Source organism: Cellulophaga sp. Hel_I_12, from assembly GCF_000799565.1.
Classification (GTDB): Bacteria; Bacteroidota; Bacteroidia; order Flavobacteriales; family Flavobacteriaceae; genus Cellulophaga.
Map to the genome: position 1 here is coordinate 3,490,836 of NZ_JUHB01000001.1, position 26,213 is coordinate 3,517,048.

At 34.8% G+C, this 26,213-nt stretch carries 25 protein-coding genes; 10 read left to right on the plus strand and 15 right to left on the minus strand.

The window, feature by feature from the left end:
- Positions 1-225: 225 nt before the first annotated feature.
- On the minus strand, positions 226-615 hold the full coding sequence (locus GQ45_RS15160) for a DUF1573 domain-containing protein (RefSeq protein WP_047420487.1): 390 nt from the start codon (positions 613-615) through the stop codon (positions 226-228).
- 189 nt (positions 616-804) lie between these two features.
- On the opposite strand from GQ45_RS15160, the gene GQ45_RS15165 reads away from it, so the two are divergent.
- The 4 genes from GQ45_RS15165 (at position 805) to GQ45_RS15180 (ending at position 7,474) form a co-directional block, all read left to right on the plus strand.
- Complete coding sequence (locus GQ45_RS15165) at positions 805-3,459, plus strand: valine--tRNA ligase (protein ID WP_047419323.1); 2,655 nt, start codon at positions 805-807, stop codon at positions 3,457-3,459.
- A 218-nt stretch (positions 3,460-3,677) separates the two neighbouring features.
- Positions 3,678-4,289 (plus strand): fumarylacetoacetate hydrolase family protein, encoded by a 612-nt coding sequence (locus GQ45_RS15170; RefSeq protein ID WP_047419324.1) that lies wholly within the window; start codon positions 3,678-3,680, stop codon positions 4,287-4,289.
- A gap of 258 nt (positions 4,290-4,547) precedes the next feature.
- Entirely contained in the window at positions 4,548-6,119 is a 1,572-nt protein-coding gene (locus GQ45_RS15175) for an SDR family NAD(P)-dependent oxidoreductase (protein ID WP_197056962.1), read from the plus strand.
- 89 nt (positions 6,120-6,208) lie between these two features.
- Positions 6,209-7,474, plus strand: coding sequence for a sterol desaturase family protein (locus GQ45_RS15180; protein ID WP_047419325.1), 1,266 nt, complete (start codon positions 6,209-6,211; stop codon positions 7,472-7,474).
- A 3-nt stretch (positions 7,475-7,477) separates the two neighbouring features.
- Here GQ45_RS15180 and GQ45_RS15185 read toward each other — a convergent pair whose 3' ends face one another.
- From GQ45_RS15185 to rsfS, 6 genes are read right to left on the minus strand one after another with little or no spacing between them, the layout of a single operon-like run.
- Complete coding sequence (locus GQ45_RS15185; RefSeq protein ID WP_369798310.1) at positions 7,478-7,741, minus strand: acyl-CoA-binding protein; 264 nt, start codon at positions 7,739-7,741, stop codon at positions 7,478-7,480.
- Positions 7,734-8,402, minus strand: coding sequence for a phosphatidylserine decarboxylase family protein (locus GQ45_RS15190; protein WP_047419329.1), 669 nt, complete (start codon positions 8,400-8,402; stop codon positions 7,734-7,736). The genes GQ45_RS15185 and GQ45_RS15190 overlap by 8 nt, the downstream gene beginning before the upstream one ends.
- The gene (locus tag GQ45_RS15195; protein WP_047419331.1) at positions 8,392-9,207 is read right to left on the minus strand and encodes a phosphatidate cytidylyltransferase; all 816 of its coding nucleotides are present in this window, start codon (positions 9,205-9,207) and stop codon (positions 8,392-8,394) included. The genes GQ45_RS15190 and GQ45_RS15195 overlap by 11 nt, the downstream gene beginning before the upstream one ends.
- Position 9,208: 1 nt before the next feature.
- Positions 9,209-9,820 carry an LUD domain-containing protein gene (locus GQ45_RS15200; protein ID WP_047419333.1) on the minus strand — a complete coding sequence of 204 codons (612 nt, stop codon included), beginning with the start codon at positions 9,818-9,820 and terminating at the stop codon, positions 9,209-9,211.
- Between the two features lie 24 nt (positions 9,821-9,844).
- Positions 9,845-11,848 (minus strand): ATP-dependent zinc metalloprotease FtsH, encoded by a 2,004-nt coding sequence (ftsH, locus tag GQ45_RS15205; protein WP_047419335.1) that lies wholly within the window; start codon positions 11,846-11,848, stop codon positions 9,845-9,847.
- Positions 11,849-11,860: 12 nt separating this feature from the next.
- On the minus strand, positions 11,861-12,235 hold the full coding sequence (rsfS, locus tag GQ45_RS15210; protein WP_047419337.1) for a ribosome silencing factor: 375 nt from the start codon (positions 12,233-12,235) through the stop codon (positions 11,861-11,863).
- A gap of 93 nt (positions 12,236-12,328) precedes the next feature.
- On the opposite strand from rsfS, the gene GQ45_RS15215 reads away from it, so the two are divergent.
- Positions 12,329-13,063 (plus strand): biotin--[acetyl-CoA-carboxylase] ligase, encoded by a 735-nt coding sequence (locus GQ45_RS15215; RefSeq protein ID WP_047419339.1) that lies wholly within the window; start codon positions 12,329-12,331, stop codon positions 13,061-13,063.
- Here GQ45_RS15215 and GQ45_RS15220 read toward each other — a convergent pair.
- Together GQ45_RS15220 and pyrE are read right to left on the minus strand one after the other, a co-directional pair.
- The gene (locus GQ45_RS15220; RefSeq protein ID WP_047419341.1) at positions 13,060-13,452 is read right to left on the minus strand and encodes a hypothetical protein; all 393 of its coding nucleotides are present in this window, start codon (positions 13,450-13,452) and stop codon (positions 13,060-13,062) included. The two genes, GQ45_RS15215 and GQ45_RS15220, sit on opposite strands and share 4 nt — an antisense overlap.
- 4 nt (positions 13,453-13,456) lie before the next feature.
- Positions 13,457-14,098, minus strand: a complete 642-nt coding sequence (gene pyrE, locus GQ45_RS15225) for an orotate phosphoribosyltransferase (RefSeq protein WP_047419343.1) — start codon at positions 14,096-14,098, stop codon at positions 13,457-13,459.
- A 7-nt stretch (positions 14,099-14,105) separates the two neighbouring features.
- Here pyrE and GQ45_RS15230 point away from each other — a divergent pair, with 7 nt between their 5' ends.
- The gene (locus GQ45_RS15230; RefSeq protein ID WP_047420490.1) at positions 14,106-14,693 is read left to right on the plus strand and encodes an NUDIX hydrolase; all 588 of its coding nucleotides are present in this window, start codon (positions 14,106-14,108) and stop codon (positions 14,691-14,693) included.
- Here the strand turns inward: GQ45_RS15230 and GQ45_RS15235 are convergent.
- The 5 genes from GQ45_RS15235 to GQ45_RS15255 all read right to left on the minus strand — a co-directional run bounded on the left by GQ45_RS15235 (position 14,690) and on the right by GQ45_RS15255 (position 20,499).
- Positions 14,690-16,459, minus strand: coding sequence for a M14 family metallopeptidase (locus GQ45_RS15235; RefSeq protein ID WP_047419345.1), 1,770 nt, complete (start codon positions 16,457-16,459; stop codon positions 14,690-14,692). The two genes, GQ45_RS15230 and GQ45_RS15235, sit on opposite strands and share 4 nt — an antisense overlap.
- Positions 16,460-16,594: 135 nt before the next feature.
- Entirely contained in the window at positions 16,595-16,999 is a 405-nt protein-coding gene (locus GQ45_RS15240) for a two-component system response regulator (RefSeq protein ID WP_047419347.1), read from the minus strand.
- Positions 16,986-18,827 (minus strand): PAS domain-containing sensor histidine kinase, encoded by a 1,842-nt coding sequence (locus tag GQ45_RS15245; RefSeq protein ID WP_047419348.1) that lies wholly within the window; start codon positions 18,825-18,827, stop codon positions 16,986-16,988. Before GQ45_RS15245 ends, GQ45_RS15240 begins: the two co-directional genes overlap by 14 nt.
- A gap of 209 nt (positions 18,828-19,036) precedes the next feature.
- Positions 19,037-19,489: a pantetheine-phosphate adenylyltransferase gene (gene coaD / locus GQ45_RS15250; protein WP_047419349.1), complete on the minus strand. Its 453-nt coding sequence runs from the start codon at positions 19,487-19,489 to the stop codon at positions 19,037-19,039.
- A 35-nt stretch (positions 19,490-19,524) separates the two neighbouring features.
- Positions 19,525-20,499 (minus strand): D-alanine--D-alanine ligase, encoded by a 975-nt coding sequence (locus tag GQ45_RS15255; protein WP_047419350.1) that lies wholly within the window; start codon positions 20,497-20,499, stop codon positions 19,525-19,527.
- A 177-nt stretch (positions 20,500-20,676) separates the two neighbouring features.
- Between GQ45_RS15255 and GQ45_RS15260 the strand changes: the two genes are divergently transcribed.
- The 3 genes from GQ45_RS15260 to yaaA all read left to right on the plus strand — a co-directional run bounded on the left by GQ45_RS15260 (position 20,677) and on the right by yaaA (position 23,195).
- A complete protein-coding gene (locus tag GQ45_RS15260; RefSeq protein ID WP_047419351.1) occupies positions 20,677-21,267 on the plus strand; it encodes a PASTA domain-containing protein in 591 nt (196 codons plus the stop codon).
- A 3-nt stretch (positions 21,268-21,270) separates the two neighbouring features.
- Positions 21,271-22,308, plus strand: a complete 1,038-nt coding sequence (locus tag GQ45_RS15265) for an RluA family pseudouridine synthase (protein WP_047419352.1) — start codon at positions 21,271-21,273, stop codon at positions 22,306-22,308.
- Between the two features lie 125 nt (positions 22,309-22,433).
- Positions 22,434-23,195: a peroxide stress protein YaaA gene (gene yaaA / locus GQ45_RS15270; protein ID WP_047419354.1), complete on the plus strand. Its 762-nt coding sequence runs from the start codon at positions 22,434-22,436 to the stop codon at positions 23,193-23,195.
- A 47-nt stretch (positions 23,196-23,242) separates the two neighbouring features.
- On the opposite strand, the gene GQ45_RS17900 is transcribed toward yaaA, so the two are convergent.
- Entirely contained in the window at positions 23,243-23,371 is a 129-nt protein-coding gene (locus GQ45_RS17900) for a 30S ribosomal protein THX (protein WP_081980932.1), read from the minus strand.
- Positions 23,372-23,650: 279 nt separating this feature from the next.
- Between GQ45_RS17900 and GQ45_RS15275 the strand changes: the two genes are divergently transcribed.
- A complete protein-coding gene (locus GQ45_RS15275; RefSeq protein WP_047419355.1) occupies positions 23,651-26,197 on the plus strand; it encodes a phosphoenolpyruvate carboxylase in 2,547 nt (848 codons plus the stop codon).
- The last annotated feature ends 16 nt before the right edge of the window (positions 26,198-26,213 follow it).

Below are 26,213 nucleotides of genomic sequence, written 5' to 3' on the forward strand. Positions count from 1 at the left end.
TTTTACAAAAATGCAGAATCATTCCCTACAAAACAATAAGAGAGAATACTTATTTTCAGTTTCACTTTATTTTTTAAAAAGGTCAAGGATTTTTTAAAGAATTCGTTTTAAAAGCATTGATTTTTTTTCTTTTATCCATCAGAACTCTTTTCTTACCTTTAGGGGTAGCGCAAAAAAAAAGCCCTAACTTTCGTTAGCGCTTTTCTAATCGTTAAAGGTATTTCGTTATTGAACGACAACCGCGTCTTTAACATCTCCCTTAATTTTTAAGACCACAGTAGGGGTGTCAGCATTAGAAATAACCGTAATTGCTTTTCTAATGGGACCCACTCTATTGGTATCATATTTTACTTGAATTTCACCTGTTTTACCAGGTAAAATTGGTCCTTCTGGGCTTTTTGGGATGGTGCATCCACAGCTAGAATTAACTTTACTAATAATTAATGGAGCATTTCCTGTATTTGTAAATTGAAATACACGAAGACCATCTGAACCTTTTTCGATATTACCGTAATCAACAGTATCCGATTTGAATTCGATTTTTGCTGATTTTTCTTGTGCATTAAGGCTCATCGCCAATAATCCTACAAATAAAACTAGTACTAATTTTTTCATCATTTCGAGTTTTGGGTAAGATTCAAAATTAAAGTTTTTCACTTGAATCTCAAAATTCTTTTGTTATCTAATAACGTTACTTATTTTTGTTTCGTATTTCAAGAGGCAATTAAATGGAGTTTTATACGCACTTACGATAATGATCCCTCAAGAAGATACAACTAATAATTACAAAAATTATACCAAAACATGGAAATAGCATCAATATATGAACCGCAAAAAGTAGAGAAACGTTGGTATGATTACTGGATGACCCATAAGTACTTTCATTCTACACCCGATGAAAGAGAACCTTATACCATCGTCATACCACCGCCAAATGTTACAGGAGTATTGCATATGGGCCATATGTTGAACAATACAATTCAAGATGTTTTGATTCGTAAAGCGCGCTTAATGGGCAAAAATGCTTGTTGGGTGCCGGGCACAGACCATGCGTCGATAGCTACAGAGGCAAAAGTAGTAGCAAAACTGAAAGAACAAGGGATTGATAAAGCAGATTTGACACGTGAAGAATTTTTAAAACATGCTTGGGATTGGACTGATGAATACGGAGGCGTAATTTTAGAGCAACTAAAAAAATTAGGCTGTTCCTGCGATTGGGATAGAACTAAATTTACTTTAGATGACAATATGTCTGCTTCTGTACTTAAGGTTTTTGTGGATTTATATGAAAAAGGACTTATTTATCGGGGGTTTAGAATGGTAAATTGGGATCCAGAAGCCCTTACCACCCTATCTGATGAAGAGGTTATCTACGAAGAAAAACAAGGAAATTTATATTACATCAGCTACAAAGTAGTTGATGCAGATGAAAAAACGACCTCATTGGGGGCAGGGATGCTTACCATTGCCACCACAAGACCTGAAACTATTTTAGGCGATACTGCTATTTGTATTAACCCGAATGATGAGCGTTATGCACATTTACGAGGTAAAAAGGCCATTGTTCCAATTAGTGGTCGTGTAATTCCCATAATTGAAGATGAGTATGTAGATATCGAATTCGGAACAGGATGTTTAAAAGTAACGCCTGCCCATGATATTAACGACAAGGCACTTGGCGAGAAGCATCAGCTAGAAGTTATTGATATTTTGAACCCGAATGCCACTTTAAATCATCATGGCTTGCATTATGAAGGAAAAGATCGCTTTGTAGTTCGCAAAGAAATAGCCAAAGAATTAGAAGAAAAAGGGTTTTTAGTAAAAACCGAAATCCATTTAAATAAAGTAGGAACTTCGGAGCGTACCAAAGCCGTTATTGAGCCACGATTGTCAGATCAGTGGTTTTTGAAAATGGAAGATTTGGCAAAGCCAGCCATTCAAGCCGTATTAGAAACAGATGAGGTAAAGCTATTTCCTAAAAAGTTCGAAAACACCTATCGTCATTGGATGGAAAACATTCGCGATTGGAATATTTCTCGTCAATTATGGTGGGGACAGCAAATTCCGGCCTATTACTACGGCGAAGGTGCCGAAGATTTTGTAGTGGCAGAAAGTAAAGAAGAAGCCCTGGAGAAAGCAAAGCTAAAAACAGGAAACACCGCGCTTTTAGCGGAAAATTTAAAGCAAGATGAAGATGCACTTGATACTTGGTTTTCTTCTTGGTTATGGCCTATTAGTGTTTTTAACGGAATTTTAGAACCAGAAAATAAAGAAATTGAATACTATTACCCTACGAATGATTTAGTTACAGGGCCTGATATTCTGTTTTTCTGGGTGGCCCGAATGATTATTTCAGGCTATGAATACCGCGATAAACCACCTTTTGAGAATGTATATTTAACGGGTTTGGTTCGTGATAAGCAAGGAAGGAAAATGTCTAAATCTTTAGGAAATTCACCTGATGCATTAGGCCTCATTGAAGCCTACGGTGCAGATGGTGTTCGTGTTGGTTTGTTATTAAGTGCTGCCGCTGGGAATGACTTAATGTTTGATGAAGCCTTATGCCAGCAAGGAAAAAATTTCGCCAATAAAATTTGGAACGGTTTCCGACTCGTAAAGGGGTGGGAAGTAGCTGATCTTCCGCAACCAGAAGCTGCGAAATTAGGCATCGAATGGTACCATTCAAAGTTTAACCAAACACTTTTAGACATTGAAGATCACTTTAGTAAATACCGTATTTCGGATGCCTTAATGTCTATTTATAAATTGGTTTGGGATGATTATAGTTCGACCTTACTAGAAATTGTAAAACCAGCCTATCAGCAACCTATTGATAAAACTACCTTTGATGCAGTGATTGCTATTTTCGAAAATAATTTAAAAGTATTGCACCCCTATATGCCATTTATAACAGAAGAAATTTGGCAGCATATTAAAGAACGTACGCCAGCAGAAGCTTTAGTAGTGGCCAAATGGCCATTAGCCCAGCCCGTATCCGATGCTTTAATTTCAGGATTCGACTACGCTGCTGAAGTAATTGCAGGAGTTAGAACCATCAGAAAACAAAAAAATATTCCAATGAAGGAGTATTTAAGCCTATCGGTGTTAAATGAAGGGTCGATAGCTCAAGATTGGGATGAAGTGATTAAAAAATTAACGAATATTTCGGCTATTTCTTATGTTACTGAAGCCGTTGAGGGCGCTTTGTCGTTTAGAGTAAAAAGCAACGAATATTTTATTCCGATTGCTGGCGCTATTGATATTGAAGCAGAAATTAAGAAAATCGAAGAAGAACTAAAATATACCAAAGGATTTTTAGTTTCCGTTCAAAAAAAGCTGTCTAACGAACGCTTTGTGAGTAACGCACCAGAACAGGTGATTGCTATAGAACATCAAAAGCAAGATGATGCTCAGGCTAAAATTGAAACCTTAGAAAAGAGTTTGGCGAGTTTAAGATAGGCTGAAAGCCAGCTATCCCACTTCGACTGTACTCAGTGCAACGCCCAAAGGGGAACTAAAAAAATTCTGTTTTTGGGTTTTAGGAAAAAGTCAAAAGGCGAAAGGCCAATGTTGAAAGTCAAGAGTCAAAAGCCAAGAACCTAGAACTTATGCTTTAATTTTAAAGGTGTTGAAAGTTCTTCGTTTAATTTTTTTAAAAAAACAACGATTCAAAAAAAATGAAAATAATCGCTATCGGCAAAAATTACGTGACAGATGTGCGTGAAATGCCATCGGAAAAAGTCGTTCCGATTATATTTACCAAAGCCGATACCACGCTTTTGGAGGATAATAAAGATTTGGTTTTGCCTACTTTTTCGAGGGAGGTTTGGTATGAGGCCGAATTGGCTTTTAGAATTGGTAAAACCTGTAAAAATGCTGAGCTCCAAAATGCCCTAGACTTTATTGATGCAGTTACCTTATCAAATGATTTAACGGCTAAAGATGTACTGGTGGCAAGTAAAGCCTTGCAAGGTCCTTGGGATTTAGCAAAAGGTTTTGATGGGGCAACCCCTATAGGTTTTTTTTATCCAATAGCTGATTTTGCTGATGTAGATAATATCAATTTTTCTTTTGAAGTAAATGGTGTTGAAGTTCAAAATGGCAATAGTAGCCATATGATTACCAAATTAACCGATCTACTGGTCTATGTTTCATCGATTATGACCTTGAATGTTGGGGATATTATTTTAACGGGTACACCGCCTCTTGGTGTGGGAAAAGTGAATTCAGGAGACCTGATGATCGGCTATTTAGAGGGTAAAAAAGTATTGGAGACAAAGGTGGTATAGCACAAGCGACTTTTAGTTTAGGCATAAAAAAGGTGTTTCGAAGTGTCAAGGTAAGATCAGGTTCAGTAGCTTCACTAGCAAAAGCACTTTGAAAACGGAGCATTAGGGATTAAGAACTACGGATGCCCTAGGTTCTTCTCTGGACTTATGCTATACATGAAGTGCTAAAATTTGTTACTTCTAAACCAAAAACAATTATAAAAAACAGCTTATTTAAGCCGTACATTTGCATCGTTTTATCAAAAGGAAATTGGGTATATGGATTCTGACACATCAAACGAAATGGGGGAGGAGACTAAGGAAAAAATTAGTCAAGAAGAGATTGACAAATGTATTCGTACACTTGAAAAATTAGTTGACGCCTCTCATATTGTTTTAGCACTATCCGAAGAAAACCGTGTAGCGCTGTTAAAAGCGGCGGGCAGGTTGTCAAGACCTGATCGTGACGCCTTCAAGCAATCTAAAAAAGATGCTGAAAAAATTGCTAAACGCAAAATGATAGAGCGCGACAAGCATGCACGTAAAGAAACAGGTATCAGAAGTGCTCGTGAAGCTGTAGTTTTTAAAGCACCCATTTTATTAGAAGCCCCAAAATTAAAATCTTTGGAGGAGCAAGAATTAGAATCTCCAAGAAATTGTTATGTCTGCAAAACGGTATATACAAAGTTGCATCATTTTTATGACAGCATGTGTCAAGATTGTGGTGATTTTAATTACGCCAAACGTTTTCAAACGGCCGATTTGGAGGGGCAGGTGGCCATTGTAACCGGTTCTCGTTTAAAAATTGGCTACCACATTAGCTTAATTTTATTGCGTTCTGGAGCCACTGTCGTTGCGACCACAAGATTCCCTGTAGACGCTGCTTTGCGATTTTCTCAAGAAGATGATTTTTCGAAATGGGGGCATCGCCTTAAAATTCACGGTTTAGATTTGCGTCATATTCCGAGTGTGGAAATTTTCTGTAATTTTATAGAACAACAGTATGATCGCTTAGATATTTTAATAAATAATGCAGCACAAACTGTTCGCAGGCCCGCTGGTTTTTATCAGCATTTAATGAGAAATGAAGAACTAGCTGTTGCCGATATGCCAAAAGCTGCGCAACAAGTATTAAAGGACCACTTGTATTGCTTAAATGAATTAAACACCCTAGGCAAAAATACCTCAAGCCAACAAAATAATACCTTAGCCGTTACTTGGCACGCGCCAGAACCTGGAATTGGGATCCGTGCATCGGCAAAATTATCACAGATTCCCTATAGTTTTGATAACTCACTGTCTACCAAAGAAGTCTTCCCAGAGGGACAATTAGACGCTGATTTACAACAAGTAGATTTGCGAAAAACCAATAGCTGGAGACTTAAGCTAGGCGAAATAGAAACGCCTGAAATGATAGAGGTGCAACTCGTAAATGCTGTAGCTCCTTTTGTTTTGTGCAACCGACTTTCGCGTTTAATGCGAAAAGAAAATACAGGTAAAAAGCACATCATTAATGTATCGGCGATGGAAGGCAAATTTCATCGATTTTACAAAGAAGATCGGCATCCGCATACCAACATGGCAAAAGCAGCTTTAAATATGATGACCCATACCTCTGCTTTAGATTTTGCAACAGACGGTGTCTTTATGAATGCTGTGGATACGGGCTGGGTAACCGATGAAGATCCTGCGGAATTATCTAAAAAGAAACAAGAAGTACATGATTTTCAACCTCCTTTAGATATTGTTGATGGAGCTGCACGTGTTTTAGATCCATTAATAGATGGTATTAATACAGGAAAACACTGGTGTGGTAAATTTTTGAAAGATTACAGGCCTATTGATTGGTAATTTTTTATTGAGACTTTCCTAGTACATTTTTGTATCTTTAATAGCTATTTTAATTCGCTATTCTATAGTACTTGTTTAAATTGTGTTGTATGGAAACCTATGCTAATGCTTTACTTTATGCCATTCCTTTTTTTATCGTTTTATTGGTGATAGAAATAAGCTATGGTTATTTTGTTAAAAAGCAAACCTATAAAGTGCTAGATACTGTTTCGAGTATCAGTTCTGGCTTAACAAACATTGTAAAAGATTCATTAGGCTTAGCCTTGGTTGTGGTTAGTTACCCCTTTTTATATGAGTATTTAGCAGTAACGACAATTAAGGCTACTTGGTTGGTTTGGTTGCTTGCCTTTATAATCATTGACTTTGCAGGCTATTGGAATCATCGTTTAAGCCATAAAATTAATATTTTTTGGAATCAACATGTAATTCACCACAGTAGTGAAGAATTTAACTTGTCTTGTGCCTTACGCCAGCCTATTTCAAACCTTATAGGGTATTTTTCTATTTTATTGATTCCTGCGGCTGTATTGGGAGTTCCTTATAAGGTCATTGCAATTTTAGCTCCTGTTCATTTATTTGCCCAATTTTGGTACCATACCAAGCATATCGGTAAAATGGGTTGGTTAGAATACGTAATTGTGACCCCTTCACAACATAGAGTACATCATGCGATTAATCCAGAATATATTGACAAAAACTTAGGGCAAATACTTTCTATTTGGGATCGACTTTTTGGTACATTTCAGGAAGAATTGGATGAGGTGCCGCCTCAATTTGGAATTCTAAAACCTGCAAATACATGGAACCCTTTCTTTATAAATTTTCAACATTTTGCTCAATTGTTTAAAGATGCTTGGCGTACGAATAGCTATTACGATAAAATAAGAATATGGTTTATGCCCACGGGATGGAGGCCAAAAGACGTCGTGGCTAAATACCCTGTTACAATTATTGAAGATGTATATAATTTTAAACGCTATGAAACACCAGCAACTTTTTCCTTTCAACTCTATATCATACTGCAAATGCTAATGCATTTAGTATTCCTATTATTTATGTTTTATAATTATAGTGCTATTGGTTTTCAAGGATTATTAGCCTACGGAGCTTTTCTGTTTTTTGGAATATTCTCCTACACTTTGTTGATGGATGGGAATAAGTATGCAAAATACCTTGAGCTTTTTAGGGCTTTGTTAGGCGTAATTTTTATAGGTATTACTGGTAATTGGTTTGGCTTAAATCAGTTTATACCATATGGAAGTTACCTGATTCTTTTTTACTTTTTAGGATCAGCATGGGCCGCCCAGTATTTTACCCGCACTAAAATACTCGGAAGATTTAAAAAAACACTATAGAAATTATTGCTTATCGATGAATTCTTTTTTGACTAAGGCGATGTATTTCTTCATCGCATCTTTTCTAGATAAGTTTTTTGCTTGAAATAAAGCATTGGCTTTAAACGCATTAATAAGTGGCGTTCTACTGCCTGGATTATCAAAGTTTTCGTTGGCTATTTTATAGTACGCGTATAACTTTAAAAGCAAATCTGCAGGGAGCGCTTCGGTGTAGTTGTTCATAAAACTAACCGCTTTTACAAAGTCCTTCTCCAGTTTTTCAGGCATCTTCATTTTTTACAATACTTGCTATACATGTTTTTGCGCCTACAACTTTTTGATTTAGCTTAACTGTAATTGCGCAATCTAAAGGTAAGAATAAATCTACTCTTGAACCAAACTTTATAAAACCAGCATCGTCACCTTGATGAACACTGTCTCCTTTTTCTGCATAGTTAACGATTCTTCTCGCTAATGCTCCTGCAATTTGTCGGTATAGAATTTCGCCAAATTTTGGTGTTTTCACTACAATAGTTGTGCGTTCATTTTCCTCACTAGCCTTAGGATGCCAAGCCACTAAATACTTCCCAGGATGATATTTTGAATACACTATTTGTCCACTGGCAGGATATCTAGTAACATGCACGTTAATAGGTGACATAAAAATAGATACTTGTTTACGTTTGCCTTTGAAATATTCGTTTTCTTCAACTTCTTCTATCACGACAACTTTACCATCAACTGGAGCTAGAATTTCATTAAAATCTTTATGTACTTTCCTTGTAGGGTTTCTAAAAAATTGCAAAACAATAATTAAAAAAGCAAGTGCTATTAGTTGTATGGCCATTTTAAGCCAAAAAACTGGTATGAAATAATTAGCTGCAAGAATGACTATAGCTGCAAGAAAAAAGCTAATTAAAATAATTTTTTGTCCTTCTTTATGAAACATAATTAAATATATTTAAGGTTAGGTATACAAAGGGTGCAGCAAAAACAAGACTATCCAAGCGATCTAGCATTCCACCATGTCCAGGTAATATAGCCCCACTGTCTTTTACTCCGGCATCTCTTTTAAATTTCGATTCTAACAAATCGCCAACACTACCACAGATTACAATAATCAAGGCTAGTATAAGCCATTGTTGAAGTGTTAAACTAGTTTCATATTGAGCGATAAAATAAGCCGCAATGAGTGCAAATACTAATCCACCAATAGTTCCTTCCCATGTTTTTTTAGGAGATACCCTTGGAAATAGTTTGTTTTTTCCTATGGTTTTTCCCACCAAATAAGCAAAAGAATCATTTACCCAGATCAGGATAAAAAAGCCCATGATTAATAATTTAGCAAAAGTATTATTTTGGTAAGGAATCATGGTCAAAAAGATACACCCCCCACCGATATAAAAAAGGCCGATAAGGAACTTTTGTAGCGTGTTGTACTTTATTTCTTTTTTTGAAAACAAGTAGAATAACAAAATAGTATTAATCGTTATGGTAATGAACATCAAAACGTTTATTACCGAGGCGCTGTAGTTATACCCATGAAGTAAGTGTATAAAGATCCACCACAGGGTGAGATAAGCGGCAAAAATATAGTAGCCTTTTAGATGTGTCATTCTTTTAAACTCGTACAAACAAGCTAAGCCAAAAGCCATAAATAAGAAATCAAAAGCATCAGAACTTAAAAATATGGCGGAAAGCAAAAGCACTACATAAACAATACCTGTAATCAACCTCCTAAAAACTTCTCCCATTCTATAAATCTTCCAAAAGTATAAGATACAAATTTTTAGAACTACTACCGTAGGTTAGAAAATCGTTTTTATTTTCTTTTGCGTTTTGAAAATGTTTAATCGTTGTAATATTCGATGGAATGCCGTTTTGGTGTTTTTTCTTGATTTTTTTTAAACCTTCTCCAATAGAGGATACGAGTTGACTTGTGGTCGCAAAAACTATAAAATTATCTGGTAATTCATCTAATTTTTTTTCTCGCAATTGATTCGAGCATATCAATATAGATCCATTTTGAGCGACTAGATGCTCACAGGTCGTAAAAAATATTCCAGACTCGGTATTCTTGTCAGTAAAAGAAATGGCTTCTTTAGAAAATTTAGCTTGTAGCCTTTCGTCCATAGCGAAAAAAGCCATTTCTTTCCAATTATTTTCTTCAATAATATCGCTTAACGCTTGCCTGACGTCTTGGAAATCGACGCAATAAATGAATTTACCTCCATTTTTTTTGAAATAAATAGTGAATTTTTCATCAGCAGGAATATCGAGATCGGGCATATGAACGCCTCTAGTATCGTCAGTTTCTGTGGAAACCTTTTTTTTACCTCCTCTAAAGAGTTTCTCGAATAACCCCATTTATTTAAAATTCAAAAATACTATTTATTCTTTTGTTGGCTCCATGTTACTATTTTGTTCTTCTTCCAATTTTGAGTTTTCTTCAGCTTTCGCAGCAGCTTCTTCAGCCACATCTTTTTCAAAAGGCCTTTTGCCGAAAATCTTTTCTAAATCATCCTTAAAGATAACTTCTTTTTCTAATAAACGCGTAGCTAAGGTAGTAAGTTTGTCTTTGTGGTTTTCTAGAAGCTCAACAGCTCTTTTGTATTGCTCTTCAATTAATATAGAAATTTCTTGATCGATGGTCCGAGCTGTTTCCTCACTATACGGTTTAGAGAATCCGTAAGAATCTTGACCTGAAGAATCGTAATAGGTTAAATTACCTATTTTGTCATTTAAACCATAAATGGTCACCATGGCTCTTGCTTGCTTCGTTACTTTTTCTAAGTCGCTTAGTGCTCCTGTAGATATTTTATTGAAAATAACCTTTTCGGCTGCTCGGCCTCCTAAAGTAGCACACATTTCGTCTTTCATTTGGTCTGGTCTAACGATAAGGCGCTCTTCTGGCAAATACCAAGCTGCTCCTAAGGACTGTCCTCTTGGGACAATGGTGACCTTTACCAAAGGCGCTGCATGCTCGAGCATCCAACTCACGGTGGCATGGCCAGCTTCATGATAAGCAATAGTTTCTTTTTCTCCTGGGGTAATAATTTTATTTTTCTTCTCCAGACCACCTACAATTCTATCTACGGCATCTAAAAAGTCTTGTTTCGTCACCGCTTTTTTCTCCTTACGAGCGGCTATAAGTGCGGCTTCATTACAAACATTAGCGATATCTGCTCCAGAAAAACCTGGTGTTTGCTTCGCAAGAAAATCTAAATCTAAAGTTTCTGCTGTTTTGATGGGGCGTAAGTGTACCTCAAAAATTTCTTTACGTTCTCTAATGTCCGGTAAATCCACATAAATTTGTCTGTCGAAACGACCAGCTCGCATCAGGGCTTTATCTAAAACATCGGCCCTGTTCGTAGCAGCTAAGACAATTACATTAGTGTTGGTGCCAAAACCGTCCATTTCAGTTAGCAACTGATTTAGGGTATTTTCACGCTCATCATTAGAGCCTGTCATATTATTTTTTCCTCTTGCTCTACCAATGGCATCGATCTCATCAATAAAGATGATGGCAGGAGATTTGTCTTTTGCTTGTTTAAATAGGTCACGCACTCTTGAGGCTCCAACCCCTACAAACATTTCCACAAAATCTGAACCAGACAATGAAAAGAAAGGCACTTTTGCCTCGCCAGCAACCGCTTTAGCTAAAAGCGTTTTACCGGTACCCGGAGGGCCCACTAATAAAGCTCCTTTTGGGATTTTACCTCCTAAAGAAGTGTATTTGTCAGGATTTCTTAAAAAATCTACAATTTCTTCGACCTCTTCCTTAGCACCTTCCAAACCGGCAACATCTTTAAAAGAAGTTCTTGTATCTGTTTTTTCATCAAAAAGTTTTGCCTTAGATTTTCCAATATTGAAAATTTGGCCACCAGCACCGCCTCCGCCACCGCCAGACATTCTTCGCATTAAGTAGATCCAAATACCGATAATTAAAACAAAAGGTAAAATACTCAATAATATATCGCCAAATACATTCGATTCTGTGGTATAATCTATAACCGTATCTAAATTGTTCTCAGCTTTGATGCTTTTAATATCGTTTTCAAAATTCTGAGGGTCTCCATAATCGAGCACGTATTGTGGCGTTTCCGTCCCAGACATGCCAAAGGGCTTGTTCGCTGCTGTTTTATGAACATCTTTCGTTAAAGCTTCTTCTGTTAAAAAAACTTTTGCTTGTCTTGTGTTTGTTACAATAAGAATCTTAGAAACATCCCCGTTTCTTAAGTAATCTTGCAGCTTTGATGTTGTTGTTTTTTCAGTACTAGATAAATTAGTACTGCTAAATATTTGGAAGCCAATTAATAAAATTGCTATAATTCCATAAATCCACCAAGAGTTAAACTTTGGTTTTTTAGGACTTGTATTATTTTCTTTCGCCATTATTTTTTTTTCTTATTTAATGCTATTTTCGATTACCGTTACTTTTGCATCTCCCCAAAGTCCTTCTATGTCATAAAATTCCCTTACGTGTTTTTGAAAAACATGCACCACTACATTGACGTAATCCATTAAAATCCATTCTGAATTCTCTGAACCTTCTACGTGCCAAGGTTTGTCCTTAATGCTTTTGCTGACTGTTTTTTGAATTGAGCCAACTATTGCATTTACGTGAGTATTTGAAGTTCCGTTGCAAATGATAAAATAGTCGCAAACGGTGTTCTCAATTTTTCTTAAATCAAGTATATTAATATTATTGCCCTTTACTTCTTCTATTCCTTCAAGAATAACACTTATGAGCTCATCTACGCTCGCTTGCTTTTTCTGCATTAAAAAAATTTAATTTTGCAAAGTTATTATATTTTTGTTTTTTTAACTATTGTTTTGGGTAATAAGATTGAAGATTTATAGAATAGTTAACACATGCATTTAATCAAACTTGATGCCACAGCATCTACAAATGTTTACCTAAAAAAATTAAGTAAGAGTAGAACACTTGCCGATTTTACTGTAGTAGTAGCAAAAGAACAGCTAGAAGGGAAAGGGCAGATGGGGTCAAGTTGGCAATCAGAAAAAGGTAAGAACCTAACATCCAGTATTTTAAAACATCATGAAGCCTTGTTTACGCAAGATCATTTTTATTTAAATATTACAGTTTCCTTGGCGATTTACCATGCGCTAAAAGACTTGGAAATACCTGATTTAAGTATAAAATGGCCTAACGACATTTTGTCAGGAAATTCCAAAATTTGTGGTATTTTAATTGAAAACATGCTTTCGGGTCAAAAAATCACCACTTCAATCATCGGAATTGGCTTAAACGTAAATCAGACCCAATTTAATTCTTTGCCAAAGGTTAGTTCGCTGCACTTACTAAAAGGCAAAGCCTTTGACTTGGACGAAATATTAATCGCCATTGCTAAAAATTTAGAGCAACTATTCACAAGACTAAAAAACGGGCAAAAGGAGTCCTTAAAAGAGGCTTATTTAAACGTTCTCTTTAAAAAAGACAAGCCATCAACATTTGGCAAAGTAGCAACGAACCAACTTTTTGTAGGGATCATCAGAAGTGTTTCTGAGGATGGAAAACTAGAAGTAGAAGTTGAAGATCAGTTGATTGAAGACTACGATTTAAAGGAAATAAGATTGATGTATTAAACCTTTTGCAAATTATCTGACAAAGTACCCATAAAATTGGTAATCGGATTTTTAATCATCATGGCCATCATGGCATTAAATTCCCCTTCAAAACTTAGCACAACCTCAGTTTCATTCGCGGCTATTTCTATAATAGTGGCAGTTAAGGTAAAAGGTAATTTTTCACTTGCAGCGCCTAAAACAACCTTAGTGTGAGGAACCATTTCTTTTCTTTGTAAAACAATTTCAGGCATTCCTTTTAAAGCAAAAAGAAAGCGTTCTTCGCTAATGACTTCGAATTTGCTAATATTTTCGGGCATTAAGTGTTCAAAATTTTTTACATCAATCAAAAAATTATAGACTTCTTGCTGACTTTTTGCAATTATTTTTTTTGGAGTTTCTATATGCATAATTCTATTGTTGCCATGCTGATGGATTCGCTTTCCATTCTAGCAAAGTTTTAAATTGTTCTTCTTTTATATAATGAGTATCTGATGCTTGTTGTATCAGGTGATCGTAATCGCTTAAGGTGTGTAATTCGACCTTATGATTTTTAAAGTTTTCAGTAGCAATATCAAAGCCATAGGTGAAAATGGCAAGCATTCCCTTTACTTTTGCACCTGATTCTTCTAGGGCTTTTACGGCATTTAGACTACTATTGCCTGTACTTATTAAGTCTTCGATGACAACAACGGTCTGATTTTTTTCTAATGCTCCTTCTATTTTATTTTGCCTTCCGTGCGATTTTGCTTCAGGACGCACATATATAAAGGGAAGGCCTAGATAGTCGGCAACTAACATACCAATTCCTATGGCTCCAGTAGCTACACCGGCGATGACATCTGGTTTGCCATATAGGTGTTCTACTTGCTTTGCCATTTCTTCCCGAACATAATTTCTAATAGGTGGATAAGACAGTATAATTCTGTTATCACAATAAATAGGAGATTTCCAACCTGAAGCCCATGAAAAAGGATTTTCAGGATTCAACTTAATTGCATTAATTTGCAATAGAAGCTCTGCCGTTTTTTTAGCGTTGTCTTTGTTTAAAACCATAATGCAAATGTATAAAGTTTTTGTTAATGAGGCTCAGTTGATTTTGACAAATAAACTCTCTGACATAGCTAATAACAAATATTTTTTATTGAATCAGAAATCAATAAAGGAAGCTATTCATCTACTTGCTAAAAATAAAGTAGCTGTAGCCTATATATATCATCCTAATAACGAAGAGATTCTGAATAAATTTACTAAAAAAATTCCTCTAGTGGTTGCGGCGGGTGGCGTAGTCACCAATAAAGAAGGGAAGGTTTTGTTTATTTATAGAAACAATAAATGGGATCTCCCTAAGGGAAAATTAGATAAAGGAGAAACATTAGAAGAATGTGCCTTACGAGAGGTTGAAGAGGAGACCGGTGTAAAAGGACTGAAAATTGAAAATATATTAATGACCACTTACCATATTTTTAAAAGAAATGGTGATTACAAACTCAAGGAAGTTCATTGGTATGCTATGAAAACAGCCTATAAGGGCGAACTGATTGGTCAAGCTGATGAGGGCATCGAAAAAGTACGTTGGAAAGGACCTAATAAAATAGCCAAAGCACTGGAGAACTCTTACACCAATATTAAAATTTTATTTGACGATTAGTTTTTTACTTCTTCCATGTAAATCGGATTCATTGATCGATACACAGGGTATTGTAAATGAGCAGGTTCGTAATGATCAGAATGCTCGTAAATAAAGGCTAATTGCGCATACCAATTGTTTTTAAAACTTTCATCGCTTACTTTTTTAAGCTCAAAGGCTTCTTTCAATAAGCTATTTTTTTGTAATAATTCTAAGGCAATATCTTCAAAAACGTAGGGCGAAAAACCTTCTTTCTGTTGCAATATGGTATCGAAAAAATTCCAATTAAAAAAAGAATCTATCGCTGAGGGTTCTAAGGTTTCTAGAAGGTATCTAATACCTGCTTGCTGAGTGGCTATAAAAATATCGCCTTGATGAAATTGTACTTTTTTGGTCGTTGTCGAAACTTTGGTGTCATAATGCAGATAATGGCCTTCATAGCTATTTTGTCGCGTTTTGAAATCCTCGATTTTATAGGACTCAACTTCTAAAATAGTATCTTTTAAAAAACGGGTGAATAGAATTTCATTTTTAGTAAGTAGGTCTATTATTTTATAGTTGCTTTTTTTTAAGAGATACCCACTAGGGATGCTTACATGCTGTGCTGGTTTAAAGTAATTTTGATAGGCTACTTTTTTTGTAAATGGTTTGTTTCTGTCATATTTAAGGCGAGGAAAGCCAGTTACTTCGCTTAGAATGGTGTCGGCTTCAAACCCTTTAAAATTTAAAGTACTTACTTGGGTAGTGTCTAATTCCCAAGCTAAAGGGTATTCTTTTAATTCTAATAGTTCCTGATGACTTTTTGCTCGTAATTCTTTGATGCGTTGCCCGTCGGTCTCTGTAATCGAAATCATTTGTTTCATGAGTTCATAGGTTCCTTCAACTCTATCTTTATAAGGTTTTAGCATATGCGTTTCTACCATCATGCCTAAGGTGTTCCATAAGGTAGTATAGCCCGTAGAATATCTCGGATGATCCATAAACTGCGAAAATCCGTCTTCAGGTACACTATTAAAAACATTGACATAAGGTGTGATGTCCCATTTTACGTCTAAAAGACCTTTTTCTAATTTAGGCATCAATTCTGTATGAAGGTATTCCCCTAAATCTAAACCTAATTTGTTGTGTTGGGTAAATAAGTGTGTCAATGTATATTGGTAGTCTGCACCATTACTTACATGGTTATCAATAAAAACATCTGGTTTTACTAAATGAAATATGGAAGCAAAGGTCTTAGCGTTTTTTGTATCTGACTTGATAAAATCTCTGTTCAAATCGTAATTTTGAGCGTTACCTCTAAACCCGTAAGATTCGGGTCCGTTTTGATTAGCTCTTGTCGCAGTATTTCTGTTTAATGCCCCGCCAACATTATAGATAGGTATGGTAGTTATCACCGTATTTTCTGGAGCATTTATTTTTTTTTCAGCCATATCCCTAAACAGTAACATGGTAGCGTCGATGCCATCACTTTCTCCAGGGTGAATACCATTATTAATAAGGATAATTGTTTTGTTTTCTCGAATTTTTTTAAAATTGAATTCGCTATCTAAGTTAAAAGTAACCAAGTGAAGTGGAAATCCGCTATCGGTTTCACCAATGGTCTGAATATTAATTTCAGGAAATTTTTTAGCTAGTTGAATATAGAAGTCAATAGTTTCGGTGTATGTAGCAGTTTCTTTCCCCTCTGAAATTTCGAATTGTGTGATATATGCTGTTGTTTCGTTTTCTTTTTTAGATTCGCAAGAAATGAAAAAGAGCAATAAAAAAAGGGCTTGAAAAAGTTTCATGGATTTTGAGATTTATCTTTTTTTAAAAGTCTAACTTTTAAATTGATTAAACTTAAAATAGGTTTAATTAATTTAAAAAGTAAATTAGACTCTTAAAATATGTAAGCTCAAAAATAATCAAAAATTAATGTCTTGTTATGAAGTGCTAGTTATTTTTAAAATTTCTTCTTTATTCAAAGGCTTTGTATTGTAGGTAAGTCTATGTTGCGTTTTGAGTTTATAGGTCATTGCTCTTTGTCTATCGCTGTTGCTTATCGATGAGGTAACAATGTTTATGGTGATCATTTTTTTTATGGGGAGTGCAATAATTACATCTAAAAATCCCCAGCCATCCATAACAGGCATATTTAAATCTAAAAATATAACATCAGGGAGCTCTTCGGGTTTGGTGATTTTTGATTTTATGAGCTGAATAGCGTCTTTACCATTTTTGAAAGAAGTAATATGATCGCAAATAACGACAGAGGATAATAATTTTTTAATTCCGAAAACAGTAATGGAATCGTCGTCGATTATAAATATGGATTTAATTACAATCATCTAGATAAATTTTAAAAGTGGTTCCTACCCCTAATTTACTTTCTATTTTAAATTTTCCATTCATTGCCTCTATTTGATTTTTTGCGATATATAAGCCTATTCCTCTAGAATTAGGCTGTTCATGAAAGGTTTTATACATCCCAAAAATCTTGTTTTTATTTTTATCCAAATCTATGCCAGAGCCATTGTCTTTAACTGTTATTACCACATAGTCGTCAATTTTTTCAGCACTTAAGCTTACTACATGAGGGCTATTTGATTTTGCAAATTTTATCGCATTTGAAATTACATTTTGTAAAATATTTTCAACGTAGGACGGAAGTCCTTGCACCGATACATCTGCCGGAATCAAATTATGTATTGTTGCATTTTTGGATTTAATGAGCTGCTTTAAATTTGTTAAAATAATTGTGGTGGTACGGCTTAAATTGATACTGTTTTTTTCTAAAACTTTAGTAGAATTAATAGCCACTACTTCATTTAAATTATCTAGGGTCTCTAATAAATTATCAGATGAATTCATAAGCATCTGAAGTAAGTTAGCTCTTTCTTCTTCATTTTTTTCTTTAATTAGAAAACCTAATAACATCGAAAAATTGGCTGTGTGGGATCTTAAATTGTGAGATATGATGTGAGCAAAATCTACTAATTTTTTATTTTGTAAATTACTGATGTTGACTAATCGCGTTAATTGTTCTTCTTTTTGTTTTATATGGCTTATATCTAAACTAAAGCCAATAATTCCTTTTACAGAATTATTTTCATCTGTTAGGGGTATTTTTGAAGTTAAGAATGTGGTCTTTTCTCCATTTAATTTGGTATTCGTTGTTTCAGCCCCTAAAATGGGAACTAAAGTTTTTATAATAGAAAGATCTTCTTCTCTTGAAACTTGAGCTACTTTTTTATCATAAAGTTCAAAATCGTCTTTTCCAATAATTTCATCATAGGGTTTGCCGATATAGTCACATTCTGCTTTGTTCACTACTATTTTGCGTGAGTTTACATCTTTAACAAACACATTAAGTGGTAAATGATCGATTAAAGTTTTAAGTAGTTGTTCGCTCTCTTTTGTTTTTTGCGCAGCTAATACCTCTTCAGTAATATCTTGGAAAGTTCCAATAATGCCCATTAACTTATTATTTTCGAATAATGGTTTGCCGGTTGCCATCACCCAAATGTCATTATTTTTAGCCGTTGTTAATTGTAATTTTTCTTTCCATGTTTCACCATTTTTAATACTTCGGTTTACGCATTCCGTTATTTTAAGTTGACTATCTCCAGGTTTGTAAAAATCGATGGCTGTTTTCATGTTTGGCTCAAAATCGAGAGGCACTTCATGAAGTATCTTCGTCATGTTATTCCAATACAATTCATCGGTTACCGCATTAAATTCCCAGCTTCCTATTTTAGCAATTTCGGCTTTTACGTCGACAAGGATTTTTAATTTACTTAACTCTTGCTGTACTTTTACAATTTCAGAAACATCCTCTACTTGAATAATAGCGCCAATAACATTTTCATCTTCGTCAAACCAAGGGCTTAACACCCATTCTAGCCAAAGTGTTTTACCATTAAAGAATAACGAATCTCTAGCAGGAGCAGTAGAGTACCCTAAAAAACATTTCTCAAAATCTCGTTTCCAAGAAGAGGCTAATGAGGGAAAGTTTTCTAAAATATTTGCAACAACAGCCTCCTTAAAAAAAGGACCGTAGTTCTCTTTCCAGCTATCGGAGGTATGTACAACCTCAAAATTTAACCCCACATATGAGGTAGGTTTTGGAAGCTGTTTAATAAGATAATGGCTATTTATTTTTATTTCGTTTTTCAAAATAGGTAATAAATTTCCTACTAAAGTAAAAAGTATTCCGGATACAAGGCTAGTATTGTTGTGTATTTGCTCAAATTAGTTGTCATAAGTAGACTTGACGACATTTTAAGCTGAATTTTAATTAGGAACATGATCAAACAAAGACTTATTTTGAGTCAAAATTGTATAATTTTGAGCTAAGAATAGTGGTAATAGAAGCTAATTACAACTCAAATTCTTACAGTATCTGGGACTAAACCGGTATAGTCTCCACCATTTTTTATCACGTCTCTGACAATCGATGAACTTATATACGATTTTCCAGAAGAGGTAAGTAAAAAAACTGTTTCGATTTCAGATAATTTACGGTTGGTATGCGCTATAGCTTTTTCAAATTCAAAATCACCAGGATTTCTTAAACCTCTCAAAATAAAATTGGCATTTACTTTTTTGCAAAAATCTACCGTAAGTCCTTCATAGGTAAGTACTTTAATTTTGGGTTCTTGGGCAAAAGCCTCTTTAATAAAACGTTGGCGTTCTTCTAACGAAAACATATATTTTTTATCAGAATTTACGCCGATGGCAATTATAATTTCATCAAAAAGCGTTAAGCCTCTTTGGATAATATCTGAATGGCCTAAAGTTAGCGGATCAAAAGAACCAGGAAAAATTGCACGTTTCATAGATCGACATTTAAGTGAAGCAAAATTACTAATTTTTATGCTAAAGCTTCAAGAATGGCATTTTCAAATAAGTCTGGTAACGAAATTCCAGCAGCTCTTGCTTGTTGCGGTAAAATACTTTCTTCCGTTAGTCCAGGAGTTGTGTTCATTTCGAGCATAAAGGGTTCATCATCAATAAAAATAAATTCGCTTCTTGAAAAGCCTTTCATTTTTAAAACAGTGTAGGCTCTTAAGGCCATTTCTATCACTTTTTTTTGCTGAATTTCTGAAATTCTAGCGGGAGTTATTTCTTTTGACTTGCCCTCATATTTTGCCTGGTAGTCAAAAAAATCGTTTTCAGAGACAATTTCTGTTATGGGTAACACTAAGGTTTCTCCTTTATAAGAGATAACACCAACAGAAACCTCAGTGCCATTTAAAAAGGCCTCAATTAAAACTTCATCGTCCTCTACATACGCATTTTCAATAGCGGTGATTAAACTTTCTTTGGTGTAAACTTTTGAAACACCAAGACTACTACCGGCTTTATTTGCTTTTACAAAACAGGGTAAGCCTACTTTTTGTATAATCGCATCAAGATCTAATGGATCTCCTTGGTTTAAATAGTAGGCAATGGCCGATTTAATTCCGTAGGGTTTCAGAATACTGAGTAGATCTCTTTTGTTAAATGTAATGGCCGCTTGGTAGGCATCACAAGAGGTTTGTGGAATCCCTAACAACTCAAAATAGGATTGCATGAGTCCGTCTTCTCCTGGAGAACCATGTATGGCATTAAAGACGCAATCGAAGGTGATTTTATGATTCTCTACTTCGATTGAAAAATCATTTTTATTTACAGGATATTCTTCATTATTTTCTGTTACATACACCCATTTCTCTTTAAAAATATGAATGCGAAAAAGGTCAAATTTCTTGGTATCGAGAAATTTATAAACAACATGACCGCTTTTGAGTGATATTTTATACTCACTTGAATAACCACCCATAATTATGGCAATCTTCTTTTTCATATATATAGACTTTTAAAAATAACGCTATTCAAGATCAAAGTAAAGAAAAAACTACTTTGGTTAGGGTGTATGGCGCAATTATTTTTGGAGCAGCCTAAAGAAAACTACATTTTAATTTATCTTATTCATTTGTTGAAGGTCATTTGTTATCTTTGCCCAATACTAAGAGGATATAAAATGAAAAATTTTTTCAACTTTTTAAAAAGTAAATCTTTCCTGATACAACTAGGACTAGCGCTGATAGTTTTAGTGGTCTTTATTTTTGGAGTTTTGCAATGGTTAAAAAGTTCAACAAACCATGGTGAATTTGTTGAAGTGCCCGATTTAGCTAAATTAACAGTTACTGAAATGCGAAAAGTTATTGACGATGCAGATTTGCGTTATGAAGTGTTAGACTCTGCAAATTACAATCCAGATTTCCCTAGATTTTCTGTGATTGAGCAAAATCCACCAGCGGGAAACAAAGTAAAACAGAATAGAAAAGTGTATGTTACTGTAAACCCTTCAGGGTATAAAAAAGTAAGTGTTCCGGACATCATACAGGTAACCTTGCGCAATGCAACGGCAAAACTAAGGGCTGTTGGTTTAGACGTACAACGTGTGACCTATATAGATGAATTTGGAAAAGACATGGTTTATCGAATAAAATATAAAGGCAAATATATTGAGGAAGGGTACAAACTTCCCAAAACCTCAAAAGTAGAATTGGTTTGCGGAAATGGGTATGAAAGTGAAGGCTCAAAAGTGAAGTCGGCCTCAGAAGAATAATATATGATCGAAGAAGAAGAAGGTGCTGAGCTAGAAAAAGATGAGCTTTTTGAACATTATAGTGTCACGGCATCAAAAGGGCAAGAACCCTTGCGGGTGGATAAATTTTTGATGAACTTTATTGAAAATGCAGTACGGAATAAAATTCAAAATGCTGCGCGAGAAGGTCACATTTGGGTAAATGATGTGGCGGTAAAGCAAAACTATAAAGTAAAAGCTGGTGATCACGTACGTGTTTTGTTCGAGCATCCTCCACACGAAAACTTATTAGTTCCTGAAGATATTCCTATCAACGTGGTTTATGAAGATCAAGATTTAATGGTCGTGAATAAACCAGCGGGTATGGTTGTACATCCCGGTCATGGCAACTATTCTGGAACTTTAATAAATGCCTTGTTGCATCATATTAAAGACTTACCCGTAAACAGAAATGAGCGTCCTGGATTGGTACACAGAATAGATAAAGATACCTCTGGACTTTTAGTAATCGCTAAGACCGATATTGCTATGACGCATTTGTCTAAACAGTTTTTTGATAAAACCAGTGAGCGCGAATATGTGGCTTTGGTTTGGGGAAATGTAGAAGATGAGAGTGGCACCATCGAAGGGCACGTAGGTAGACATCCTACCAACAGATTACAGATGACCGTTTTCCCCGAAGGTGACCAAGGGAAAGAGGCCGTAACTCATTATAAAGTTCTTGAGCGATTAGGCTATGTAACTTTAATTTCTTGTCAATTAGAAACAGGTAGAACACATCAAATTCGTGTGCATCTTAAACATATTGGGCACACCTTATTTAATGACGCACGGTATGGTGGTGAACGCGTGTTGAAAGGAACCACATTTACGAAATACAAACAGTTTGTAGAAAATGCCTTTAAATTATTACCCCGACAAGCACTACATGCCAAAACCCTTGGTTTTATGCATCCCACGAGTGGTGAATTTATGCGTTTTGATTCTGAAATTCCTGAAGATATGAATGCATGTATCGAAAAATGGCGTCAATATTCTAAAAGCAGCATCTCGGAGGAATAGATTTCTGTAATAGTAGTATCGATTTTAGGTTTTTAGAGGACCAATTCTTTTTAAAAATCTTTAGTAATTTTAGGCTCAGTGAAAAAAACATGCCAGGTAATGGCTAATAGAAAAAAGTATCAAAAATGAAAATAGTAATTTCTCCAGCGAAGTCCCTTGATTTTGAAAGTAAATTACCCACGCTAGACTATACACAGCCTAATTTTTTAAAACAAGCTGAGAAACTAAACCGAATTTTGGCGAAGAAAAAGCCAAAAGATCTGTCTAAATTAATGCATATATCAGATCAACTAGCTCAATTAAATTGGGAGCGCAATCAACAATTTGCGCTGCCTTTTACACCCGAAAATTCAAGACCAGCAGTGTATGCCTTTAATGGTGATGTGTATCAAGGTTTAGATGCATTGACCATTCCTGAAGCTAAAATAGAGAATTTACAAAATAGCCTTCGTATTTTATCAGGACTCTATGGTGTTTTGAAACCATTAGATTTGATGCAGGCTTATCGTCTAGAAATGGGCACGAGTTTAGGGGTTGGCAAAAATAAAAATTTGTATGAATTTTGGAAAAATGACATCACTACTTTTTTAAATAGCGAATTAAACGAGGGTGAACTATTTGTGAATTTGGCCAGTAATGAATATTTTTCAGCAATAGATACAAAAAAGTTGAAGGTTCCTGTCATTGCCCCAGTTTTTAAAGATTGGAAAAATGACAAGTTGAAAATAATTAGCTTTTATGCTAAAAAGGCAAGAGGGTCTATGGTGCGTTATATTATCGATACTAAAGCAGAGACTTTAGACGATATTAAAAACTTTAATTTAGACGGCTACTTATTTAGTCAAGAACATACCCTAAAAGAAAACGAGCCTGTTTTTATAAGATAGTTCATAGGCAGGCTTTTTAAATTTCCCATCGTAAAACAAGCTATAGGCTACTTTTTTTTCTTAATGGCTATTTTCTCTTCAACAGTTGGTCTTCTTTTTATTTTTCTTGGTCTTCTTACTCCAAATGAATTATTAGAAATTTTACCTTTACGCGACTTTTTATCTCCTTTTCCCATGAGTTCTTGTTTTAAATAAAAATAAGACTTTTATAAGCAAATCCCAAAACTTACTACACTTATAAAATTATAGCTTTGACCTTCAATTGTTTTAATAATTTGAGAGTCAAGCCTTAAAATACTAACAATATGCAACAAAATTGATTTAATATGTGTCTTTTTATAATGATAAGCATCTCTTAAAAGTCTTAAATTCGTGCTATCTTATAAGAGATAAATAGCGAATAGGATACTAGACTAGTGCGTATCTTAGAGAAGCTTAAAATAGGTACAAAATTTATGAAGCAATTACAACGATTAGAAGTATTTAAGAAATCAGTTAATAATAAATTCACTGTTTATAACAGCTTATTCCTGAATTTACCCTATCGGAATATTGAAAATGTAGGGATGGCAATTCCATTGATGTTAGATCAGTGTCAAAAAGGCTTAAAATCAGGAAAAAACCCTAAGGAAATTTTAGAACTTTTTTTTCAAAATTATGTAGACATTGCCTCCGAAAAACAACGTATTGATTTTATGTTTCGTATTATTCAATATGTGGAGCGACAGGTGGTACTGTATGATAGTGTTGAAGACGCCGCCTTTCCAAAATTGTACGAACACAGTACCAGTTTAACTATTAAAGATTATTTTGAATTAGTAGATAAAAACAAAAGTTGGGATAAAATAGCGGAGAAATTATCAACCTTTAGTGCACGTATTGTTTTAACGGCTCATCCCACGCAATTTTATACACCAGCAGTTTTAGATATCATCGCTGAGCTTAGAACCCTTATTTTAGACGATAAAATAGACGAAATTGATGTAACCTTACAGCAATTAGGACTTACCTCACTTATTAATTCTAAAAAGCCAACACCTCTAGACGAGGCGAAGAATATTATCTATATCTTGAGAAACGTCTATTATGAAGCTGTTGGAGAGCTTTATGCCTATCTAAAACGAAACATTAATAATTCAGAATTCGAAAATTATAACATTATGAAGTTAGGTTTCTGGCCCGGTGGTGATCGCGATGGAAACCCTTTTGTAACCGCTGATGTCACAAGTGATGTTGCTGACGAGTTACGCGTTACTTTAATGAAATGCTATTATAACGATCTAAAAAAATTACAGCAAAAATTAACATTTACAGAACTGCAGGAGGATATCAATCAATTGCGTTCTAATTTATATACAGCCATGTTTAACCCCGAAAAGCATGTGGGTTATAAAGATATTATAATGCCTTTACAGCATATCAGACGAATTTTAATTGAGAAATACCACGAATTGTATTTAGAGGATTTAGATTTTTTCATTGACAAAGTGAACATCTTTAAAACTCATTTTGCCACTTTAGATATTCGCCAAGATCATAGCATGCACATTAGGGTGATTACTGAGGTGTTAAAGAAACATGGTTTAATTAATGTTGATTTATCTGAACTAAGTAAGGAAGCGCTAACAGATATTTTACTGCATCAAAAAATAAGTCTTTCTGCAGACGATTTCGATGATGAGATTACGAAAGACACTATTAAAAATATAGCACAACTGAAGTCCATTCAAGAAAAAAATGGCGAAGAAGGCTGCAACCGCTATATTATAAGTAATTCTGAGGATGTTTTTTCGGTTTTATTTGTTTTTGCTTTATTCAAATGGACTGGTTGGAAATCTGATGAAATTACGTTTGACATTGTTCCACTTTTTGAAACTATGATAGGTATGGAAAGTGCAGCGCATACCATGCAACAACTCTTTGATATGCCCGCCTACAGGTCTCATGTTGCCCAAAGAAATACAAAGCAAACTATAATGCTTGGCTTTTCCGACGGTACTAAAGATGGGGGGTATTTAAAAGCCAATTGGTCTATTTTAAAAACAAAAGAAAGTTTATCTAAAGTTTGTTTAAATAACGGTGTTAAAGCCATCTTTTTTGATGGTCGTGGTGGACCACCAGCTCGTGGTGGAGGTAAAACGCACCGATTTTATGCCTCACAAACCAAAGAAATCGCAAATAACGAAATTCAATTAACCATTCAGGGTCAAACTATTACGAGTACTTACGGGACCAAAGAACAGTTTATCTATAATTGTGAGCAGTTGCTTACTGCGGGTTTGTCCAATGACTTTTTTGAAGAAGAAAATATCATTACACCCAAAGAACGAAGTTTAATTGAAAAACTTTCTGATCTTAGTTTTGAAAAATATGATGATTTAAAACATCACTATAAATTTATGCCTTACCTAGAAAACATGAGTACGCTTAAGTACTATACCAAGGCAAATATCGGAAGTCGTCCAGGTAAAAGGGGCAACAAGGCAAAATTAGAACTTTCAGATCTAAGGGCTATTTCGTTCGTGGGTTCCTGGAGTCAATTAAAACAAAATGTGCCGGGTTATTTTGGTTTGGGCACAGCCATAAAAACTTTAAAAGATCAAGGGGAAATAGAAGCAATAAAATCTTTATATAAAAAAGTACCTTACTTTAGAACTTTAATGTCGAATAGTATGATGTCTTTATCAAAGTGTTATTTTGAACTGACCAGTTATATGAAAGATGATAAAGAATATGGTGCTTTTTGGACCATTCTTCATAATGAATATCAATTATCTAAAGAAATGTTGTTGCTTATTTCAGATATGAATATTTTAATGGAAAAAGAGGCCATTTCTCGCGAATCTATAAAGATTAGAGAGAACATTGTACTGCCATTATTAGTAATTCAACAATATGCACTCCAAAAAATAGGGGAGGACTCTTCTTTTAAAGAATTGTATGAAAAAATTGTAACACGGTCGCTGTATGGTAATATTAATGCCAGCCGAAACTCAGCTTAAAATCGTTCGTACTATA

What these genes read in the sequence shown, in the direction of transcription:
- GQ45_RS15215 (WP_047419339.1), top strand. Translation starts at nt 12,329, where the DNA reads ATGCATTTAATCAAACTTGATGCCACAGCATCTACAAATGTTTACCTA.
- GQ45_RS15175 (WP_197056962.1), top strand. Translation starts at nt 4,548, where the DNA reads ATGGATTCTGACACATCAAACGAAATGGGGGAGGAGACTAAGGAAAAA.
- GQ45_RS17900 (WP_081980932.1), bottom strand. Translation starts at nt 23,371, where the DNA reads ATGGGAAAAGGAGATAAAAAGTCGCGTAAAGGTAAAATTTCTAATAAT.
- GQ45_RS15275 (WP_047419355.1), top strand. Translation starts at nt 23,651, where the DNA reads ATGAAGCAATTACAACGATTAGAAGTATTTAAGAAATCAGTTAATAAT.
- GQ45_RS15170 (WP_047419324.1), top strand. Translation starts at nt 3,678, where the DNA reads ATGAAAATAATCGCTATCGGCAAAAATTACGTGACAGATGTGCGTGAA.
- pyrE (WP_047419343.1), bottom strand. Translation starts at nt 14,098, where the DNA reads ATGGTTTTAAACAAAGACAACGCTAAAAAAACGGCAGAGCTTCTATTG.
- GQ45_RS15220 (WP_047419341.1), bottom strand. Translation starts at nt 13,452, where the DNA reads ATGCATATAGAAACTCCAAAAAAAATAATTGCAAAAAGTCAGCAAGAA.
- ftsH (WP_047419335.1), bottom strand. Translation starts at nt 11,848, where the DNA reads ATGGCGAAAGAAAATAATACAAGTCCTAAAAAACCAAAGTTTAACTCT.
- yaaA (WP_047419354.1), top strand. Translation starts at nt 22,434, where the DNA reads ATGAAAATAGTAATTTCTCCAGCGAAGTCCCTTGATTTTGAAAGTAAA.
- GQ45_RS15190 (WP_047419329.1), bottom strand. Translation starts at nt 8,402, where the DNA reads ATGTTTCATAAAGAAGGACAAAAAATTATTTTAATTAGCTTTTTTCTT.
- GQ45_RS15195 (WP_047419331.1), bottom strand. Translation starts at nt 9,207, where the DNA reads ATGGGAGAAGTTTTTAGGAGGTTGATTACAGGTATTGTTTATGTAGTG.
- rsfS (WP_047419337.1), bottom strand. Translation starts at nt 12,235, where the DNA reads ATGCAGAAAAAGCAAGCGAGCGTAGATGAGCTCATAAGTGTTATTCTT.
- GQ45_RS15265 (WP_047419352.1), top strand. Translation starts at nt 21,271, where the DNA reads ATGATCGAAGAAGAAGAAGGTGCTGAGCTAGAAAAAGATGAGCTTTTT.
- coaD (WP_047419349.1), bottom strand. Translation starts at nt 19,489, where the DNA reads ATGAAACGTGCAATTTTTCCTGGTTCTTTTGATCCGCTAACTTTAGGC.
- GQ45_RS15235 (WP_047419345.1), bottom strand. Translation starts at nt 16,459, where the DNA reads ATGAAACTTTTTCAAGCCCTTTTTTTATTGCTCTTTTTCATTTCTTGC.
- GQ45_RS15180 (WP_047419325.1), top strand. Translation starts at nt 6,209, where the DNA reads ATGGAAACCTATGCTAATGCTTTACTTTATGCCATTCCTTTTTTTATC.
- GQ45_RS15160 (WP_047420487.1), bottom strand. Translation starts at nt 615, where the DNA reads ATGAAAAAATTAGTACTAGTTTTATTTGTAGGATTATTGGCGATGAGC.
- GQ45_RS15230 (WP_047420490.1), top strand. Translation starts at nt 14,106, where the DNA reads ATGTATAAAGTTTTTGTTAATGAGGCTCAGTTGATTTTGACAAATAAA.
- GQ45_RS15165 (WP_047419323.1), top strand. Translation starts at nt 805, where the DNA reads ATGGAAATAGCATCAATATATGAACCGCAAAAAGTAGAGAAACGTTGG.
- GQ45_RS15185 (WP_369798310.1), bottom strand. Translation starts at nt 7,741, where the DNA reads ATGCCTGAAAAACTGGAGAAGGACTTTGTAAAAGCGGTTAGTTTTATG.
- GQ45_RS15240 (WP_047419347.1), bottom strand. Translation starts at nt 16,999, where the DNA reads ATGATTGTAATTAAATCCATATTTATAATCGACGACGATTCCATTACT.
- GQ45_RS15260 (WP_047419351.1), top strand. Translation starts at nt 20,677, where the DNA reads ATGAAAAATTTTTTCAACTTTTTAAAAAGTAAATCTTTCCTGATACAA.
- GQ45_RS15255 (WP_047419350.1), bottom strand. Translation starts at nt 20,499, where the DNA reads ATGAAAAAGAAGATTGCCATAATTATGGGTGGTTATTCAAGTGAGTAT.
- GQ45_RS15200 (WP_047419333.1), bottom strand. Translation starts at nt 9,820, where the DNA reads ATGGGGTTATTCGAGAAACTCTTTAGAGGAGGTAAAAAAAAGGTTTCC.